This is a genomic window from Bradyrhizobium sp. USDA 4449, assembly GCF_054056275.1.
Genome location: NZ_JBSRYD010000001.1, coordinates 464,471 through 482,838 on the forward strand (window position 1 = coordinate 464,471; position 18,368 = coordinate 482,838).

The window sequence follows — 18,368 nt, forward strand, 5'->3', positions numbered from 1 at the left end:
AATATTTCCGCCGGCGCGGCTTGACAGCCCGCGCCGCTGTTTTGCCCGTCGGGGAGGCTTTACTGCGCGCCCGATCCGCCCTGCACGATTTTCTCGTTCAGCTTCTGGTCGACGATGTCGACGGTACGGTCGATCTCGACATTGGGCGTGCCGAGTTGATGCGAGATCAGCTTCACCAGCAGGTCGACGCGCTCGATGAACGGTGCGCCGCTCGCAACCGCGCGCGCCGCCGACGACGGCTTCAGCAGGCTTTCCGCAGCCTTGGCGTATTTCGCGAACGGCACCTGGTCTTCGGGATCGGCGCCGAGACGGCGGGCGATGGCATCGACATGGTCGTAGATCGTCTGCGAGCGTGCGAGATCGCCGTGCACGGCGTCGCGGATCGACTGGGGATCATTCGGCGTGATGCAGCGATAATTGCCGGTGAGCAGCATCGACCATTTCGCCAGCGGCACGAACAGTGACGAGAACACCTTCAGCTTCACCGGCACGTCCTTGCCGTCGAGCGTCACCGCGTCGATGTCGGCCTCCAGCTCGCGCAGCACCTTGTTGTGCGTCTCGTCGGCGAAGGCCGAGGCCTTGAAGTTGGTGGGCAGGCCGACGTGCAGCACGTTCGCCGCGTCCTCCGGCGGACGGAAGGCCTGCGGGTCAGGCGAGCACAACGTCACCAGGCCGGGCTCGAACCGTTCCCACACCTGCGCATTGGTGTAGGCCTCATCGAGATCCATGTCTGATAGCGCCGGGATGCGCTTGAGATAAGGCAGCGGCGGCATGTTCATGATCGACAGGCACGGCAGCTTCGCCGCGGCGATCTTGACCATCAGCATGCGGACGGTGTGGTTGGTGTATTGCGGCTCCTGCATCGCGAGGCCAACCATGTCGTAGCGGGCCAGGTCGACATTCTGCGGGGTCACGGCGTCGAGCTTGCCGGGCAGGTCGCGCGAGAAGATCGCGCGGTGCACCGCCTCGTCGCGCAGCTTGATGCGCACCTCGGTGCCGTCGCGGTTGATCAGCTCCGCGGTCCTGGCGCGGCAGACCAGGTCACGTTATGCCCGGCCATCAGCAGCTTGGTGCCCAGCAGGGAGCCGTAAGAAGCCCCCAGAATCAGAATGTTGCGCGCCATGTTCGGCCCCCCTCGATATCCGTGAAATTTTTCAGCCCCGGCCATCGTCCGCAGGTGCGCTGCAGCATGTACGGCAGACGGAGGGAGGATGACAACTGGGATAATGCATACAAAGACGCGCCCGATATTCCATCACATGAACAGAGTCGGCGCAGCGGCCTTGCATTGACTGCGGTTTAACCGAAATTCAGATCGATCGCGCACCGCGCCTTCAGTCCGGTCCGCACTTCTAGGGCCTTCAAATCCCAAGTAAAATTCCGCCGTGGGCAACGCGGGGTGTTCCTGCGTGTTTCGCTCGACGCATCCCGATCCGATTGATAAGCCCCTTGCCGCTGATGATGGGGCTTGAGTCGGGGACATGACGGTTGCGATCGAGATGGGGCTGACCACGGCGGGCGCCGGGGCGGCCATGGACCTCGAGGAACTCCTGGCGACCCGTCTCCTGGTGCAGGGCAATTCCGGCTCCGGCAAGTCGCATCTGCTCAGGCGCCTGCTGGAGCAGAGCGCGCCCTGGGTGCAGCAGGCCATCATCGACCCCGAAGGTGATTTCGTTACGCTGGCTGATCGCTTTGGGCATCTCGTGATCGCCGCCGAGGATCATACCGAGCGCGGCCTTCAGGTTGCCGGCGAGCGCGCCCGGCTGCATCGGGTCTCCACCGTGCTCAATCTCGAAGGGCTGGATGCCGAGAACCAGATGCGGCGCGCGGCAGCCTTCCTCGGCGGCCTGTTCGACGTCGAACGCGACCATTGGTACCCGATGTTGGTGGTCGTCGACGAGGCGCAGCTGTTCGCGCCGGCCGTTGCGGGCGAAGTCTCAGACGAGGCGCGCAAGCTCTCGCTCGGCGCCATGACCAATCTGATGTGTCGCGGCCGCAAGCGCGGACTTGCCGGCATCATCGCGACGCAACGTCTGGCCAAGCTCGCCAAGAACGTCGCGGCCGAGGCCTCGAACTTCCTGATGGGCCGCACCTTCCTCGACATCGACATGGCGCGTGCCGCCGATCTGCTCGGCATGGAACGGCGGCAGGCGGAAGCCTTTCGCGATCTCGAACGCGGGCAGTTCATGGCGCTGGGACCTGCGCTGTCGCGCCGCCCGCTGCGGCTGAACATCGGCCCGACCGAAACCAGCCCGCGCAATTCGACGCCGCGGCTGATGCCGCTGCCGGAGGCGACGCTTGAAGATGCACGCGCGGTGATCCTGGCCGCGCCGCCGCCGGATGCCAGCCGGCCGCAGCGCCGGCCCGCGCCCGACCTGCTCGAACAGCTTCGCGCGGCGAAGGCGGCAGCGCCTGAGACCAGCCCCGAAGTGGTCGATATCCCCGTCAGTGCCGAGGAACTCGCGGAGCGGCGCGAGCGCGTGGATCGCACGTTGCGCGCCGTGCTGGCCGCGCCCGATGCCGGTTTCCGCGCCATCGGCGTGCTCTATCAGGAATTCGTGGTCCGCTGCCGCATCGAAGGTCTCGGTGCGTCCGTGCCCGACTTGAGCGAATTCCGCCGCATGCTGACGCATGCGCGCGCCGGGCTCGGCGCAGAGATCGCCGAGGACGATGCCTGGCAGGAAGTGACGCTGCGCGCCTCGATCCTGCCCGACGACATGCAGGGCGTGTTCATGATGATCGCGCGCGCCGCGAAGGAAGGCTGGCCCTGCCCCGGCGATGCCGCGATCGCCCGCGCTTACGGCTCGCATTCGCTGCGAAGAGCCCAGCGCCTGCTCGGCTACATGGAGGAGCAGGGCCTGATCGTGGTCCAACTCGACGGCGGCGGGCGCCGGTTCGTCACGCTGGTGGAATTGGCCTGGGCCACTGCGCCTGGTGATCCCAATGGCGACGATCAGCCGGCGGAGCAGGTGGCGGGCGCTGCGTCGGCCTGATCGTATAACCACGAAGAAGATGCGCTCCCTCTCCCGCTTGCGCGAGAGTTAAGGAGACCGCGGCACTAGAACGCCCCAGCCACGGTGAGCCGAAACGTCAGTGGCTCGACCGGGTGCAGCACGTAGTCCATCACGCCATTGCCGAGCAGGCGGCGATAGCCAAAGCTGCCGACCGTCAACTGCGCAAGGCCCCTTTCGGTCCGGTCGATCAGGCCGATATGGATGCTGCCGACCGAGGCGAAATCGCCTTCGTCAGCGAAGTATGGCCCCTTGCGCACGTCCATCGCGCCGATGGTTTCCGGGATCAGCCAGTTCAGATCGGCATAGCCCTGGCCATGCGCGTGGGTACGCATGTTGACGGGGACGCCGTCGACGGTGATGGCGAGATCGGTGCCATGATCGAGATTATAGCCGCGCAGAAAATACTGGTTGGCTTTGCCTTCGCCGGAATGCTGGGTGGCGATCAGCCCCGGCACGGCTTCGAGCGCCTCACCCGGACGCGTAAATGCGCGCGCGTTGAGCTCCTCGCCGGAGATTGTGAGTTCGCTCGCCATGCTCGGCGCGCCCGTTGGGCCGGAGGCAACGCCAACCGCCGCTGGTGGCGGCTGCATGACGACAGGGCGCGGCGCCGCAGCCGGCCTCATCGTGCGTCGCGAAGGCGACGGCTTCTTTCGATGCGGCGCCTCGCCGCCGATCACCTCAATCGGCGGCAACTCGCTCTGCGGGAAGGCGTTGCCGGCATAGGTGACAAGAACGACAGCCGGGAGCGCCGCGAGAACGACGCGGCGCTCAGACCGCCTCGGTCGCATCGAGACCATCGGCGCCTCGCGCATCCGCAAACATGCGGCGGTAGAGCACGCTCGACACGAGCCAGGCGATTCCGAACAGCGCGATCACAGCGAAGCCGACGTTCGCGAGCGATTCGTTGAGGCCATTGACCAGCGCCCACACGCCACCCGAGAGACCCAGCCGATCGGCGATCAGGCCAAGCGCCTCGATGCCGCCGATGAGCAGCGCGACCGCCACGGAGGCGCCTGTTATGGTGAGGTTGTACCAGAGCTTGCGCATGGGATCGACGAAGGCCCAGCGATAGGCGCTGACCATCAGTGCGGAGTCGGCCGTATCGATCAACGCCATGCCTGATGTGAACAGCGCGGGGAAGACCAGGATATCGGCAAGAGATGCGCCGCGCGCGGCTTCGGTAGCGGAGATGCTGAGCAGGCCGATCTCCGTCGCGGTGTCGAAACCGAGCCCGAACAAGAGGCCGAGCGGAAACATGTGCCAGGGTTTCGTCACCAGGCGGAACATCGGCCCGAGCAGCCGTGCGAGAAGGCCGCGATGGGCGAGCAGCGCCTCCAACCCCGCAGCGTCATGAACGCCCTGCTTTCGCGCCGTGCGAAACGTCCGCCACAGGCCGGCGAAGATCGCGAGGTTAATGGCGGCGATCACCAGCAAAAACAGCGCCGACACCGAGGTGCCGATCAGGCTGCCGATATCCTTCAGCAGGCTGTCGCCGCCAAGGCCGACGACGCCGAGCGCGAGCAGCATGGTTGCAACCACCACGACAGTGGAATGGCCGAGCGCGAAATAGAGGCCGACGCTGCGCGGCGCATCGCCTGATTGCATCAGCTTGCGCACGACATTGTCGATCGCCGCGATGTGGTCGGCATCGACGGCGTGGCGCAGGCCGAACACCCAGGCGAGCAGCGCGGTCGCCATCACCGCTGGCCGGTCGCCGAACGCCGCAAAAGCCCAGGCCCATGCGGCGATGTTGACCGCGACAAGCCCGCCGAACAGCAGCACCATTCTGGGCTCGGCCGCCCGCACAGACACAGACCATCTCGTCACGACACGTATTCCCGCCGCACGCCTTCATTCCGCCAATGGTATGATCTTTTCAGAAATTTATCACACTGACCAGCCCCGGCTGCCACGCGATCACCGCATATGCGGATTTGCGGGAGGCCGTCATGCCCGGGCTTGTCCCGGGCATCCACGCCGTTGGCGCAGCAAACACAGGCGTGGATGGCCGGGACCTAGGCGAGCGGAAGCGACGCCGTCCTTCGGACGGTTATGCCCGGCCATGGCGATGTGGGCAGCAGTGGCCTTTACGCCGCCTCGGAGCCGCCGAGATAGGCATCGCGCACGCGGGGATCGTCCTTCAGCGCCCGCGCTGCGCCCGAGAGCACGATCTTGCCGGTCTGGAGCACATAGGCCTCGTGGGCGATCTCGAGCGCGAGGCTGGCGTTCTGCTCGACCATGAAGACCGAGACGCCCTCCTGGTTGATGGTGCGGATCAGCTCGAGCACGCGGTCGACATAGAGCGGCGACAGGCCCATGGTCGGTTCGTCCATCACGATCAGGCTGGGACGGCTCATCAGTGCCCGCGCCATCGCGACCATCTGCTGCTCGCCGCCGGACAAGGAGCTCGCGCGCTGCGACAGCCGCTGGCCGAGCCTCGGAAACAGCGTCAGCATCCTGTCGAGATCCCGCGCCACCGCATCGCGGTCGTTGCGCACGAAAGCGCCCATCAGGATGTTTTCGCGCACGCTCATGTCCGCGAACAGCCGCCGCGCCTCCGGCACCGAGGCGATGCCGCGGCGGACGATCTGCGGCGTGGTCAGCCCGATCAGCGAGGCGCCGTCGAACGTCACCTCGCCCGAGCGCGGCTTCACCAGGCCCAGAATGATCTTCATCGTCGTCGACTTGCCGCTGGCATTGCCGCCGAGCAGGCACACGATGTGGCCGCGGCCGACCGTGATCGACAGGTCGAAATGCACCTGCGCCTGGCCATAGAACGTGTTGACGTTGGACAACACCAGCAGAGGTTCGGGTGCGCTCGTCGTCATGCCGCGCTCTCCTGCTCTGCCCCGCCTGACAGGCCGTGGCCGAGATAGGCTTCGATCACCTTGGGATCATTGCGCACCTGTTCGCCCGGCCCTTCCGCGATCTTCCGGCCCTCGTCCATGACGATGACGCGGTCGGACAGGCGCATCACCATCTCCAGCTTGTGCTCGATCAGGAGAATGGTCAGCCCTTCCGCTTTCAATTCGGCGACAAGCGCCTGCATCTCCGCGGTCTCGCTCGGGTTCATGCCGGCGGTCGGCTCGTCCAACAGCAACAGGCGCGGCTTCAGGGCCAGCGCGCGCGCAATCTCGACGCGGCGGCGGTTGGCGTAGGAGAGGCTGTAGGCGGGCTGATCGATCCGCGGCAGCAGCCGCTCGCCGAAGCGCGCGAGAATGGCTTTGACCTCTTCGCGTAGCCGCTCTTCCTCTGCCTTGACGCCGGCTGGCCGCAGCAGCGCCAGTCCCAACTCGAGCAGCGGTCCGATGACAGGCACCGCGGGCTTCACCGCACGCAAGCGCGTATGGGCGCCGATCAGGACATTGTCCATGACGCTGAGATTGCCGAAGACACGGCCGAGCTGGAACGTGCGCGCGATGCCCCGCGCGGCGAGCCGTTCGGGCGAGAGACCCGTGATGTCCTGTCCTTCAAAGTTGACAGTGCCTGCATCCGGCCGGTCGAGCCCGGTGACGAGATTGAACAGCGTCGTCTTGCCGGCACCGTTCGGGCCGATGATGCTGACGAGCCCGCCCTTGGCGAGATCGAGATCGATATTGTCGACCGCCGTCAGGCCGCCGAAGCGGCGCGTGAGCTCGCGCAGGGACAACAGTGGTTCGGTCGCCTCCGCCATCAGATCGTCCCCAACAGGCCCTGCGGCCTGAACCGCACGAGCAGCAAGAGGACGATGCCGTAGATCAGGATGCGGTACTCGGCCGCGATCCGGAAGATCTCGGGCAGGCCGACCAGCGCCACCGCGCCGACGATGGCGCCGACGACATTGCCGAGGCCGCCGAGGATCACGACGGTCAGCGCGAGGATCGATTGCTGCGTGTTGAAGGTTTCATGGTTGATGTAGGAATAGAGATGCGCGGCGATGCCGCCGCTGACGCCCGCGGCAAACCCGCCGAAGATGAAGGCCAGCGATTTGTAGCGATTCAGGCTGATCCCATAGGCGCGCGCGGCAATGTCGTCATCGCGGATGGCGCGAAAGCTGCGGCCGAGATGCGAGCCGAGCAGGCGCGCCTGGAGCAGCGCCAGCACGACCATCACCGCAAAGGCGAACCAATATACCGAGGCCGGGCTGATCAGATCGTAGCCGAACAGCGACAGCGGCGGGATACCGGAAATGCCGATGGGCCCGCGCGTGACGCTCTCCCAGTTCAGGATCACCAGAGACACGATCTCGCCGATGGCGAGCGTCGCGATCGAGACGTAGTGCCCGCGCAGGCGGAACGAGGGCGAGATCAGCAGCGTGCCGAGCGCGGCACTCATCAGGCCGCCGGCGATGATGGCGAGACCGACGGGAACGTTCAAGGTCAGCGACAGCAGCGCAGACGTATAGGCGCCGATCGCAAGCAGCGCGGCGTGGCCAAGCGAGACCTGCCCGATCGTGCCGGCGACGAGCGTGAGGCTCAGCGCGAGCATGCCGAGCAGCCAGGCATTGATCAGCGTCTGCAGCACGTAGAAGGACACCGGCAGCAGTGGCAGGCTCGCGAACAAGGCGACCGCGACAGCCACGCCCCAGCGCGGAATTCGCACCGGCCGGCTCGGCGCGATGAAGGTGCCGGTCAGCGGCTCCGGCGGCGCCTGTCGCGCGCTGGCGAACAGGCCGTTCGGGCGCAGCACGAGAACGAGGACGAGCAGCAAGAAGGCGAACAGGTTTCGGTAACTGGTACCGAACACGGCGACGCCGTAGCTCTCGACCAGTCCCAGCAACAGGCTTCCGACCACCGCGCCCGGCACGTTGCCGGCGCCGCCAACGACCTCGGCGACGACGCCCTTCAGCGTCGCCTGCAGGCTCATCGCGGTGTCGATCTGGTTGTAGTACATGCCGACCAAGAGGCCCGAGACGCCGCCGAGCGCAGCCGCAATGCCGAACACCGTCTGGTTGACGCGGTTGACGTCGACGCCCATCTGCATCGCCGCGTCGCGGTCCTGCGAGGCCGCACGCACCGCCCAGCCGAGCTTGGTATAGCGCAGGAACACGAACAGCAGCAGCGCGCTGGAGATGCCGACGCCCGCGATCAGGAGATCAAGGGGGCCGATGGTGCCGCCGCCGACCTGGAAGCGGACATCCGGCAACTGGCTCGGCAACGCGCGCGGATTGGGCGAGAAGCTCAGCATGACCAGCTGGTCGAGCACGAAGCTGATGCCGATCGTCGCCAGCAGCGGCGCGATCCGGACCGAGTTCTGCAGCGGGCGTAGACCAAACCGCTCGATGATCAGTCCGACCAGCGCCGCCACGAGCGCGACGAAGATGATGGTGAGCGGCAGTGGGGTGTGCAGCTGCACCACCGCGACCCAGCCGATATAGGCGCCGACGAGATAGATCGAGCCCTGGGCGAAGTTGATCAGCCGGCTGACGCCGAAGATCAGCGCGAGCCCGACCGCAACGAGGGCGTAGACGTTACCGACGATCAGCCCGTTGATGGTGTAGTCGAGCCAGGAAGACACGCAGGGTTCCTAATGAAGGGAGAAAGGCCGAGGCCGGCGCCCCGGCCATCATGTCAGGTCGGCTTGCCGTCCCAAAGGGCGAACTGACCCTTGCGCACGACGAGCTCGGCGTTCATCGCGCCGTTGATGCGACGGGTCGCGACGTTGAACGTCGCGCTGCCGAAGATCACGCTGGGGACGTCCTTGACCTTGGCGAAGGCATCGCGGATCGCCTTGCGGTCGGTGCCGCCGATCCTCACCACGGCGGCTGCCATGTTCATGGCGTCATACGCGTAGGCGTTGAAGGCATCCGGCTCGAGCCCGTTGTACTTCTTCTTGAAGCCGGCGATGAATTTCTGCACCTCGGGCCGGGGGTCCTCCGGGAAGTAGCGCGTGCCGACATGGACGTCCTCGACAGCTTCGCCGCCCAGCTCCAAAAATTTCGGCGAGTAGACCGAACTTGCGGCGCAGATCACCTGCTTCAGCCCGACCTGCCGGGCCTGGCGCGCGATCAGGGCACCATCGGAATAATAGGAGATCAGGATCAGACCATCCGGGTTGGCATCGCGCACGCGCACCAGCGTGGAGCGGAAGTCGCGCTCCTCGGCGATATAGCCCTCGGTGATGACGATCTCCGCGCCATAGTCCTTGGCGGCGTTGTTGAAATAGTCGCGGCTGGTGCGGCCCCAATCGGTGTTGAGGTGCAGCACCGCAAGTCTCTTCAGCCCCAGCTTCTTCACCGCATAGCGCGCCAACAGCGGCTGCTCGTCGGCCTGGCTGACCGACGTGCTCCACATGAAATCGCCGCCCTTGGTGAAGTCAGGATGCGAATTGGTGAAGCCGAACTGCACGAGACCGCCGCGCTGATAGATCGGCGAGGCCGCCATCGAAGCGGGGCTGGAGAAGTCGCCGAGCTCCATGACGATCTTGGGATCGGACACGAATTTCTGGGCGATCGCCACCGACTGGCGCGGATCGCTTTGGCTGTCCTCGAACTGATAGGCGAGCTTGCGGCCGTTGATGCCGCCGGCGGCCTGGATCTCGTCGAGCGCGAGATCGAAGCCCTGCTTCCATTGCGTGCCATATTGCGCGTTCGGCCCCGTGAGAGGACCGCTGACGCCGAGCAGGATGGGATCGGTGCTGTCGGCGAAAGCAGCGCGCGAGAGCGCTGTTCCTGCGACTGCGGCGGCGAGCGAGCCCTTGACCAGGGTTCGACGATTGATGTTGCTCATGCACGGCTCCATCCACTCAGGTGTTGAAACAGATTACTTCGAAGGCTCGCCGAGCGACAGCATCAGCCGGTTGGCCCAGTTGAAGAACGAGGCGCCGTTGATGACGTCGACGATCTCGGCGTCGTCGAGGCCGACGCTGCGCAGCTCCGCGATATTGTCGGGGCCAAAGGCGATCGGCGTCGACGCCAGCGCCACCGAAGCCTTGACCACGGCGTTCCAGCGCCCGCCGAGATCGGCATTGACGCCTTCGTCGAGCAGCTTCTGAACGTCATCGCGACGCTTGGAATAGGTGCTGGCGAAGCGCGCATGCACCGAGGCGCAATAGATGCAGCCGTTGTAGCGCGAGGTCGCAGCCGCCGCGAGTTCGCGCTCGGCGCGCGGCAGGCCGTCCGCGACGTTGTAGAAAATGTCCTTGTCGGTCTTGGTACGGGCTTCCAGCACCTCGGGGTCCCGCACCAGCAGGCGGAAATATTCCGACTTGGCGCGGGCGCGATCGACCAGGCCAGCATAATGCCGCTCGGTGAGATCTGCCTCGGGCAGCGGCTCGATCCAGGAGACCCAACCGAGCTCATCCTGGGTGAAGACGACGGGCGGATTGACAGTGGCGCTCATGATGCAGCCTCCCCTTATGCGTTCGCGTTCGCGGCCGCGAGGGTGCGCAGGCCGCCGACGACCCGCACCTGGAACGACAGGAACGCGACGAGTTGCGAGAAGGTGACGATGCCGGTGTTCGACCAGCCGGCGGCCAACAGCGCCTTCATGTCAGTAGAGGCCGCGTCGCGCGGCCGAAACACCAGCAGGTGCGCGTGCTCGAGCGCCGCGGTGAGCCTGTTGCCGAGAACGGACTTGCCCGCCGCGCTCACGCGATAAATCAGACCAGCCGTGTTCTCGACCGACAGCGGGCCGGCCGGATACGAGCCATAGGGACCCGACGTCTTGCCCCGCGCGATCTCGGCGTCAACGGCATCGAGCAGGGCCGCTCCCCCCGTGCTCGTCGCAAGCTTGTCGCGATAGAAGGTCGCAACGGGAGATTCGCCATGCAGCCCGGCCACGAAAGCTGCGACCGCCGCGCGTTCGAGCAGCGAAAAGTCGCCGGCATCGATCGGCTCGAACAGCGAGAGATAGCTCTTCTGCGCGTTCTCACGCGCTTGCAGGCGCTTGGCGCGGATGGCGTCCAGCGCCGATCCCGGTTGGATGCCGGCCAGTTTGTCGATGATATCAGTCGTCACCATCATTCAGCCTCGTGCAATTCCCTCAATCCTGCTAGCCAGCCAGCGCCACGTCGGGCGCGGTGCGGGCCCAGCCCAATGCCGGCGCGACCTTTTCTGCGACCAGCTCGATCGAGCGCAGGACGTAGGGATGCGGCGCATCGACCGAATGGACCTGGAATACCAGATCAGTCACCCGCTCCAGCGTCGCATCCGTGCGCAGCGAGGCAATCACCTCGTCGGCGCCGCCGACATGGGTGTCGAACGCTGTGATCATCTCCTCCAGCGTCTCGCCGGGAGCAAGGTGGCCGCTCTTCATGAACTGCGGCAATGCGCGCCGCAGGCCGATATCGGCAAGCCGCATCGCCTCGCGATGCTCATCGGCGACGAACACGCTGCGCGAGGCCATGATGCGCGGCTCGGCGCCCCTTGGCAGCCCGGCGAGATAGGCGTCGATGATCGGGTTCTGGATCTCGGCGAGCGTGGCCGTCGGCGCGTCCTTGGCCCGCGGCTGGGTGCGCGACAGCAGCAGGCCGTCGCCGGCCTTGCCGGCGCGCGCGCCGCCCGCCACCGAGAATGTCGCCTGCCAGATGCGCTTGTCCAGTTGCGGCCGCTGCGGATAGAGCGTGTCGCCGCCGTCGAGCTGCTTGCCGGTCAGCGCCCTGCGGACGACCTCCAGATTGCGCGCAAATATCTCGTTGCGCTGGGTGCCGTCGAGGCCGAACGCGGCAAAGGCCGACGGATTGCCGCCGGTTCCGACGCCGAGCTCGAACCGCCCGTTGCAGAGCAGATCCAGCACCGCGGCGTCCTCCGCCACCCGCACCGCGCTCTCCAGCGGCAAGGTGACGATGCCGGTGCCCAGGCGGATGCGCGAGGTTTGGGCTGCGACATAGCCGAGGAAAGTGAAAGGCGACGGCAGTCCGCCCTCCCGCTCGTGAAAATGGTGCTGCGCGATCCACGCGGAATCGAGGCCGGCCTTCTCGGCGCGGACGATCTGCTCGGCAGCGAAGCGATAGCGTTCCGCCGGGGGGGCTTCATCGAGAAGCCGCGTGAAAAATCCCAGGCGTTTCAAGTTTGCAAAACGTTTCATACGACCCCTGTCGGGCGAGGATGGTCCTCGATGATGTCGGTTGCTGAGGCGTAAGACAAGCGGGCAATGCGCAGGGCTGCCCGCCGCGACGGCGCCTCCGCTGGGCAGAACTGCCTACCAGCTCGGCAGCACGGCGCCCTTGAACTTGGCGAGGACGAACTCCTTCACCTCGGGCGTATGGTAGCTGTCAACCAGGATCTTGACCCAAGGCTTGTCCTTGTCGGCGCTGCGCACCGCGATCAGGTTGACATAGGGACCCTTGGGGTCCTCGCGCAGGATCGGGTCCTTGACCGGATCGAGGCCCGCCTGGGTTGCATAATTGGTGTTGATCGCGGCCGCGTCGACGTCGTCGAGCGCGCGCGGGGCCTGGGCCGCGTCGACCTCGATGAACTTCAGCTTCCTGGGATTCTCGATGATATCGAGCACCGTCGGCTTGAAGCCCACCCCGTCCTTCAGCTTGATCACGCCGTTGTCGCGCAGCAACAGCAGCACGCGGCCGCCATTGGTCGGATCGTTGGGGATCGAGATCTTGCCGCCGTCGGGAATATCGGCGAAGGCCTTGTGCTTCTTCGAATAGACGCCGATCGGGAAGTTCACGGTGAGGCCGACCGACTCGATCTTGTAGCCGCGATCAGCCTTCTGGTTGTCGAGATAGGGCTGGTTCTGGAACGAATTGGCCTGGATGTCGCCGGCATCGAGCGCGGCGTTCGGCACCACATAGTCGGAGAATTCGATGAGCTGGATGTCGAGGCCCTGCTGGGCCGCGATCGGCTTCACCGCCTCGAAGATCTGCGCATGCGGCCCGGGCGTCACGCCGATCTTGATGGTCTCGGCGGAGCTTGCTGCCGACCATGCGGCAAGCGCGGTTGCGAGGATCAGGGCGGAACGAAACGACATCTTGGTCTCCATGACTCAAAAGACTGAGCGGAACCGTATTCGCTTCTCCGCCGGGCGAAATCAATGAAATGAAAATCCATATTGACCGGCCAGGACGGGCAACGCTTCTCCGTTCGCCGCCAAACAGGAAACGAACGCAGATTGCGGCAGGTGCAGACCGTCCGCAAGCCCTGCTAGGCGCGCGGCTCGGCGCGCCATGTCGACGGCGAAACCATGATCAGCACGCAGATCACGGCGGAAGCCGCGAGCGACACCGTGACCATGGCGGCAAGCCCTGTCATTCCTGCGCCGAAATACGCGACCGCAATCCAGCCGCCGCCGGCCGCGATCAGGATGCGCGCGACCCCGGACGCGAGCGGGCCCATCGCCCGACCCGCACCCTGCGCGGCGAACGAGGTGACGAAGCCAAAGCCCAGCGCCGCATAGGCCGGTGCCACGATGCGCAAGTACGTCATGCCCTCGTTGACGACGTCGGCGTCGCCGCTAAAGAGATGCAGCCACGCCGTTGGAAAAATCGCGACCAGGAGGCCGATGGACCCCGTCATGATCATGCCGGCGGCGCCGCTGATCCAGCCGATCCTTTGGGCCCGCGCGGTCTGGCCTGCGCCCATGTTGACGCCGACCATGGTCAGCGTCGCCGTGCTGATGCCGAACAGCAGCGGGATCATGATGTAGTCGAGCCGCGAGGCGATGCCGTAGCCGGCGAGTGCCGAGGTGCCGAACAGGCCGACCGCACCGGTGACGAGGATGACGGTGAGATTGGTCAATACGGCGTTGAACGCCGTCGGGATACCGACCTTGAGCATGTCGCCGAAAATTTTTGCGCGCAAGGGCACGATGTGCAGCCGCAAGCCGGATGCACCCGAAGACATGTAGCGCAGCAGGAACAGCATCGCCGCGCCATAATAGAGGCCGAAGGCGAGGCCGGCGCCGGCAATGCCGAGGCTTGGAATGGGCCCGAAACCGAAGATCAGCAGCGGCGAGACGGGAATCGTCACGATCGCGCCGATCAGGGTGACCAGCGCAGGCACCTTGACGTTGCCCGAGCCGCGCAACGCCGCCGCCTGGAGATTGACGATCCACGCCGGAATGGCTCCGGCGAAGAGATTGTCGGAATAGGCAATGGCGGCGTCGAGCGCGCCGTCGCGGCCGCCGAGCAGGCGAAAGAGCGCCGGGCCCCCGAGGTTAGCCCCCAGCGTGAACAGCGCGCCCGCGATGATCGCGAGCACGATGGCGTGGAACAAAGCGGCGTCGGCATCGTCGCGGCGGCCGGCGCCGACCGCACGCGCCACGGACGAGGCGACGCCGGAGCCGAATCCGCCATTCGACATCATCGTCATCAGCATGAAGATCGGGAACACCATCGCGGCGCCGGCCAGCGCATCGGTGCCGAGATAGCCGACATAATAGGCCTCCGCGATATTGACCGCGGTCTGCGCCACCAGGACCGTCACCGTCGGCAGCGCCAACTTGAGCAACGTCGGAAGGATGGGCGCGGTCAGAAGCGCGGTGCGACGCTGATCGGCGGTCGCGGCCGCCGGGCGAGGCGCGGCCAGCTGGCGCGCCGGGGCCTCCAGCGCGGACAAGGGCGGGGCGGCGTCTTCGACTGACATTGCCATATTCCTCGTTTGGCTTCCGGGGCCGCCGCCGATCTGACGACCATTGCATTATGCCCATAATGTATTATTATGATCGTAATGCAATAGCGAATCGCTCACGATCCCGTGGCCGCCGTCGAGGCTGACCATGGGAGGGGATCGAGGCCCATGCGCTACGACAAGGGACACAAGGACGAGACCCGCCGGCACATCCTCGATGTCGCCTCAACGCAGTTTCGCGAGAGTGGCATTGCCGCGGTCGGCCTCGCCGGCATCATGGCGGAGGCGGGCCTTACCAATGGCGCCTTCTACTCGCACTTCGCCTCGAAGGAGGAGCTGGTGCGGGAGGTGCTGATCGACGCGCTCACCCGGCGTGAGGAGCGGCACAGGGACAATCTGGAGAACGGCGTGGCGCTCGAGACCACGATCCGCGAGTATCTTTCGACGCGGCACCGCGACCGCGCCGGCACGGGCTGCCCGACCGCGGCGCTGGCCGCCGAGATCGCACGGCATCCGAAGGCAACGCGTGATGCCTTCACCGGAAAGGTCGCCGACATCATCGTGCTGATGGCGGAGCAGATCAGGCAGGGCTCGCCGGAACAGCGGCGGCGCAAGGCCATCACGATCTATGCGACCATGGTCGGTGCGCTGCAATTGGCTCGCGCCGTCAACGACAAGCCGCTGTCCGACGAGATCCTGGAGTATGCGGTGGAGGCAGCAGTTGCGACGGCGAACGCGCGTTGAGGCGTCCGACCCGCTACACCGGATCGAACGCGCGGATCGGCGGCAGATTGCCGGTGAACTTCTCCACCTCGATCGTGGTGAGCTGGCCGGTGCAGCCTTGCGCAAAGGACGAGGTGCCGACGTCGCGCGTCAGCACGTTCGGATTGCCGTGGACGCAGAGCGGCGCCTCGTCTTCCGGGTCCATCGGATCATACCAGGCGCCGGTCGGCAGCTGCACCACACCGGCCGCGATGTCCTCGGTGACATGCACCGCGGCCAGGCACGCGCCGCGCTCGTTGAACAGGCGGATGACATCGCCGTCCACGATGCCGCGCGTATCGGCATCGCGCGGATTCATGCGCGCGACCTCGCGGCCACGATGCTTGGCGCCGAGCGAATGTCCGCCGAAATCGAGCTGGCTGTGCAAGCGCGTCACCGGCTGGTTGGCGACCAGGAAGCATGGCGCGCCGGGTTTCGGCATGTCGCTTTTCTCGAGCCAGACCGGATGGCCCGGACAATCCGCATCGCCGTGGCCGGCAATCTTCGCGGAGTAAATCTCGATGCGTCCGCTCGGCGTCGGCAGGGGATGCGCGGCGGGGTCTTCGCGAAAACTGCGTAAGCGACCGCCATCGTCGGGCTGTTGCGGCACCACCAGGCTCCCGCGCTGCCAGAATTCCTCGAAGCTCGGGGCCTCCAAGCCGCGCTTGACGAGCGAGGCGCGCGTCGGCTCGTAAAGATGCTCCAGCCATTGCCGCGAGCTACGCCCTTCCGTGAACGGCTCGCGGGCGCCTAGCCGATCGGCGAGATCGGCAAAGATCTCGTAATCGTCGCGCGCGAGCCCGAACGGCTCGGCGATGCGATGCATCGCGACCATCAGCGGATCGTTGCTGGAATAGCCGATGTCCTCGCGCTCGAGCGTCATGGTCGAGGGCAGCACGATATCGGCGTGACGCGCGGTGGCGGTCCAGGCGAGTTCGTGCACGACCAGCGTATCGACCTTGGCGAAGGCCTTGCGCAGGCGGTTGATGTCCTGGTGATGATGGAACGGATTGCCGCCGGCCCAGTAGACCAGGCGAATGTCCGGATAGGTGCGCGTCTCGCCGTTGTAACGATAGGTGCTGCCGGGGTTGAGCAGCATATCGGCGATGCGCGCCACCGGAATGAAATGGCGGATACCGTTGCGGCCCTGCCCCAGCGTTGGCCCCGGCACGTCGTTGACGCGACGGCCGTAATAGCCGATCGCGCCGAGCGAATAGGCATATCCGCCGCCGGGAAGACCGATTTGGCCCAGCGCTGCCGCCAGCACCATGCCCATCCAGACCGGCTGCTCGCCATGTTCGGCACGCTGCAGCGAATGCGAGACGGTGATCAGCGCGCGCTTGCCGGCAAGGCGCCGCGCCAGCATGCGGATCGCATTTGCGTCGACGCCGCAGATCGCGGCCGCCCACGCGGCATCCTTGGCCTGCCCGTCGCTCGCACCGGTGAGGTAGCGCAAGAACACCGGCCAGCCCTCGGTGTAGCGGTCGAGGAAGGCCTGGTCGTGCAGACCTTCGGCAACCAGCGTGTGGACCATGCCGAGCATCAGCGCGGTGTCGGTGCCTGGGATGCAGGTCATCCATTCCGCGCCGGCCTCGACCGGCAAATCCTCGCGCAGCGGACTCATCAGGATGAACTCGCAGCCGCGCGCCCGCGCCGTCGCCATGGCGCCGCGCTCGACATGTTTGCTGATGGAGCCTCCGGCCACCATCGAGTTCTTCAGCGCCATGCCGCCGAAGGCGAGCACGATCTCGGTCTCGTCGGCGATCTGCTGCCACGTGACGTTGCGCTTGGTGATGTCCTCGTAGCCCGCCATGATCTGCGGCAGCAGCACCGAGGACGCACCGGAGGAATAGGAATTCACCGAGCGGACATAGCCGCCCATCGCGATGTTGAGAAAGCGGTGCACCTGGCTCTGGGCGTGATGGAAGCGGCCGGCGCTGGCCCAGCCGTAGGAGCCGCCGAACACGGCGCCCGGGCCGCGCGTATCGCGGACGCGCGCCAGCTCGTCGCCGAGCAGGTCAAGCGCCTTCTCCCAGCTGACGGAAACGAATTCATCGCGGCCGCGGCGGTCGTCGGGACCAGGCCCGCGCTCGAGCCAGCCACGGCGGATCGCCGGTTGGGCGACGCGCGCCTGGTGGCGCAGCGCGCCGGGAAAATTGTCGATGATACCGTTCGGATCGGGATCGCCGCCATACGCCCTCACCTCCAGCCCGGCAGCGCTGTTGCGCGCGGAAAAAACGCCCCAATGCGAGGTGTGCGGCTTGAATCCATCCGACAAATCGAGGCCGGAATCGGGGAAGCCAATCGTATCGTCCATCGCGTGGCCCTCATCGCGGAGCGCCGTACAGGCGGCTCCGGTCGTCAGCATCGGGCCAATATAATGAGAGCCGCACGCGCAGGGCAACGCATTACCGATGTCTGGAACCGTACGCATGGCGGCGTCCCGCGAGTTGCAGGCCCTTCAGGGCAAAAAAGGCCTCCACACCTCCATTGCTAAGGAAGCGAAAAGAGGTGCTGGATTGCTTCGTCGCAAGAGAGCTCCTCGCAATGACGGAGCAAGGTGCAACAGCACACTGTTCTGCTGGCGTTCGAAGTTGCAGAAAGCCTTCGCGTGGTCCGAGTTCGAGCCCGAACCCGCCGGCTGACAACAATGGCGGCGGATCGAGCGCGCCGGCGAAATCCACGCCCGCATCGCCGGGCGGCGCCGTAGCCGGCTCGACGCAGGGAAGTGCCGCCCCACATGCCGGCATGTCCGGATCCGGCCAGAAACAGGCCGCAACATCTCGCGCGCGACATGACTCCAGCGTGTGTGGTTTGGGTCACAGCCGAATCGAGCGCCATTGCCTAGAACGGCTGAGCATGGCCGCAAACAAGGTAACGGCGGTACGCACCAGGCTGGGGAGGCGATCAACAGCTGCGGACTTGCGGAGCCGTCGCGGTGAGAAACCCGGCGGCTCTTTTTTGCTCGTGCGTGCGTTCCATCGAAGCGCTGATGCACTCAATGCCAGATCGTATCCGCTTCGACGATCACGGCCCTGATCTCGGGGTCTTCCGCCGTGTTGCACGTGCAGGGCATGCCTGCGCCGCAACGG

13 protein-coding genes and 2 pseudogenes are annotated in these 18,368 nt (G+C 65.9%); 2 read left to right on the forward strand and 13 right to left on the reverse strand.

Features of this window, described 5'->3' with window-relative positions:
- Window positions 1–59 precede the first annotated feature (59 nt).
- A pseudogene (locus ACVIIW_RS02230) lies at window positions 60–1,123 on the reverse strand (ketopantoate reductase family protein).
- A gap of 358 nt (window positions 1,124–1,481) precedes the next feature.
- Here ACVIIW_RS02230 and ACVIIW_RS02235 point away from each other — a divergent pair.
- Window positions 1,482–2,993 (forward strand): helicase HerA domain-containing protein, encoded by a 1,512-nt coding sequence (locus ACVIIW_RS02235; protein ID WP_456699245.1) that lies wholly within the window; start codon window positions 1,482–1,484, stop codon window positions 2,991–2,993.
- 140 nt (window positions 2,994–3,133) lie between these two features.
- Here ACVIIW_RS02235 and ACVIIW_RS02240 read toward each other — a convergent pair.
- The 11 genes and pseudogenes from ACVIIW_RS02240 to ACVIIW_RS02290 form a co-directional block, all read right to left on the reverse strand.
- Window positions 3,134–3,802 (reverse strand): annotated as a pseudogene (locus ACVIIW_RS02240) (TonB-dependent receptor plug domain-containing protein); the annotation flags it as partial.
- Window positions 3,783–4,799 (reverse strand): HoxN/HupN/NixA family nickel/cobalt transporter, encoded by a 1,017-nt coding sequence (locus ACVIIW_RS02245; RefSeq protein ID WP_456705065.1) that lies wholly within the window; start codon window positions 4,797–4,799, stop codon window positions 3,783–3,785. The gene ACVIIW_RS02245 and the pseudogene ACVIIW_RS02240, both read right to left, overlap by 20 nt.
- Window positions 4,800–5,101: 302 nt before the next feature.
- Complete coding sequence (locus ACVIIW_RS02250) at window positions 5,102–5,842, reverse strand: ABC transporter ATP-binding protein (protein WP_456699246.1); 741 nt, start codon at window positions 5,840–5,842, stop codon at window positions 5,102–5,104.
- Entirely contained in the window at window positions 5,839–6,687 is an 849-nt protein-coding gene (locus tag ACVIIW_RS02255; RefSeq protein ID WP_456699247.1) for an ABC transporter ATP-binding protein, read from the reverse strand. The genes ACVIIW_RS02250 and ACVIIW_RS02255 overlap by 4 nt, the downstream gene beginning before the upstream one ends.
- Window positions 6,687–8,510, reverse strand: coding sequence for an ABC transporter permease (locus ACVIIW_RS02260; protein ID WP_456699248.1), 1,824 nt, complete (start codon window positions 8,508–8,510; stop codon window positions 6,687–6,689). The genes ACVIIW_RS02255 and ACVIIW_RS02260 overlap by 1 nt, the downstream gene beginning before the upstream one ends.
- A gap of 53 nt (window positions 8,511–8,563) precedes the next feature.
- Entirely contained in the window at window positions 8,564–9,721 is a 1,158-nt protein-coding gene (locus tag ACVIIW_RS02265) for an ABC transporter substrate-binding protein (protein WP_456699249.1), read from the reverse strand.
- Window positions 9,722–9,754: 33 nt separating this feature from the next.
- Window positions 9,755–10,333, reverse strand: coding sequence for an alkylhydroperoxidase domain protein (locus ACVIIW_RS02270; protein WP_456699250.1), 579 nt, complete (start codon window positions 10,331–10,333; stop codon window positions 9,755–9,757).
- Window positions 10,334–10,347: 14 nt separating this feature from the next.
- Window positions 10,348–10,953: a CMD domain protein gene (locus tag ACVIIW_RS02275; RefSeq protein WP_456699251.1), complete on the reverse strand. Its 606-nt coding sequence runs from the start codon at window positions 10,951–10,953 to the stop codon at window positions 10,348–10,350.
- Between the two features lie 31 nt (window positions 10,954–10,984).
- Window positions 10,985–12,019: a putative FMN-dependent luciferase-like monooxygenase gene (locus ACVIIW_RS02280; protein ID WP_456699252.1), complete on the reverse strand. Its 1,035-nt coding sequence runs from the start codon at window positions 12,017–12,019 to the stop codon at window positions 10,985–10,987.
- Window positions 12,020–12,133: 114 nt separating this feature from the next.
- A complete protein-coding gene (locus tag ACVIIW_RS02285) occupies window positions 12,134–12,928 on the reverse strand; it encodes a MetQ/NlpA family ABC transporter substrate-binding protein (RefSeq protein ID WP_456699253.1) in 795 nt (264 codons plus the stop codon).
- Between the two features lie 161 nt (window positions 12,929–13,089).
- Window positions 13,090–14,529, reverse strand: coding sequence for an MATE family efflux transporter (locus ACVIIW_RS02290; RefSeq protein ID WP_456699254.1), 1,440 nt, complete (start codon window positions 14,527–14,529; stop codon window positions 13,090–13,092).
- Window positions 14,530–14,682: 153 nt separating this feature from the next.
- On the opposite strand from ACVIIW_RS02290, the gene ACVIIW_RS02295 reads away from it, so the two are divergent.
- Window positions 14,683–15,258: a TetR/AcrR family transcriptional regulator gene (locus ACVIIW_RS02295; RefSeq protein WP_456699255.1), complete on the forward strand. Its 576-nt coding sequence runs from the start codon at window positions 14,683–14,685 to the stop codon at window positions 15,256–15,258.
- 13 nt (window positions 15,259–15,271) lie between these two features.
- On the opposite strand, the gene ACVIIW_RS02300 is transcribed toward ACVIIW_RS02295, so the two are convergent.
- Window positions 15,272–17,593, reverse strand: coding sequence for a molybdopterin guanine dinucleotide-containing S/N-oxide reductase (locus ACVIIW_RS02300; protein ID WP_456699256.1), 2,322 nt, complete (start codon window positions 17,591–17,593; stop codon window positions 15,272–15,274).
- Window positions 17,594–18,368 lie beyond the last annotated feature (775 nt).

Excerpts from the sequence above, each read along its gene's own strand:
- ACVIIW_RS02290 (WP_456699254.1), bottom strand. The coding sequence starts at position 14,529 with ATGTCAGTCGAAGACGCCGCCCCGCCCTTGTCCGCGCTGGAGGCCCCG.
- ACVIIW_RS02235 (WP_456699245.1), top strand. The coding sequence starts at position 1,482 with ATGACGGTTGCGATCGAGATGGGGCTGACCACGGCGGGCGCCGGGGCG.
- ACVIIW_RS02250 (WP_456699246.1), bottom strand. The coding sequence starts at position 5,842 with ATGACGACGAGCGCACCCGAACCTCTGCTGGTGTTGTCCAACGTCAAC.
- ACVIIW_RS02245 (WP_456705065.1), bottom strand. The coding sequence starts at position 4,799 with ATGGTGCTGCTGTTCGGCGGGCTTGTCGCGGTCAACATCGCCGCATGG.
- ACVIIW_RS02280 (WP_456699252.1), bottom strand. The coding sequence starts at position 12,019 with ATGAAACGTTTTGCAAACTTGAAACGCCTGGGATTTTTCACGCGGCTT.
- ACVIIW_RS02255 (WP_456699247.1), bottom strand. The coding sequence starts at position 6,687 with ATGGCGGAGGCGACCGAACCACTGTTGTCCCTGCGCGAGCTCACGCGC.
- ACVIIW_RS02265 (WP_456699249.1), bottom strand. The coding sequence starts at position 9,721 with ATGAGCAACATCAATCGTCGAACCCTGGTCAAGGGCTCGCTCGCCGCC.
- ACVIIW_RS02270 (WP_456699250.1), bottom strand. The coding sequence starts at position 10,333 with ATGAGCGCCACTGTCAATCCGCCCGTCGTCTTCACCCAGGATGAGCTC.
- ACVIIW_RS02285 (WP_456699253.1), bottom strand. The coding sequence starts at position 12,928 with ATGGAGACCAAGATGTCGTTTCGTTCCGCCCTGATCCTCGCAACCGCG.
- ACVIIW_RS02300 (WP_456699256.1), bottom strand. The coding sequence starts at position 17,593 with ATGGACGATACGATTGGCTTCCCCGATTCCGGCCTCGATTTGTCGGAT.
- ACVIIW_RS02275 (WP_456699251.1), bottom strand. The coding sequence starts at position 10,953 with ATGGTGACGACTGATATCATCGACAAACTGGCCGGCATCCAACCGGGA.
- ACVIIW_RS02295 (WP_456699255.1), top strand. The coding sequence starts at position 14,683 with ATGCGCTACGACAAGGGACACAAGGACGAGACCCGCCGGCACATCCTC.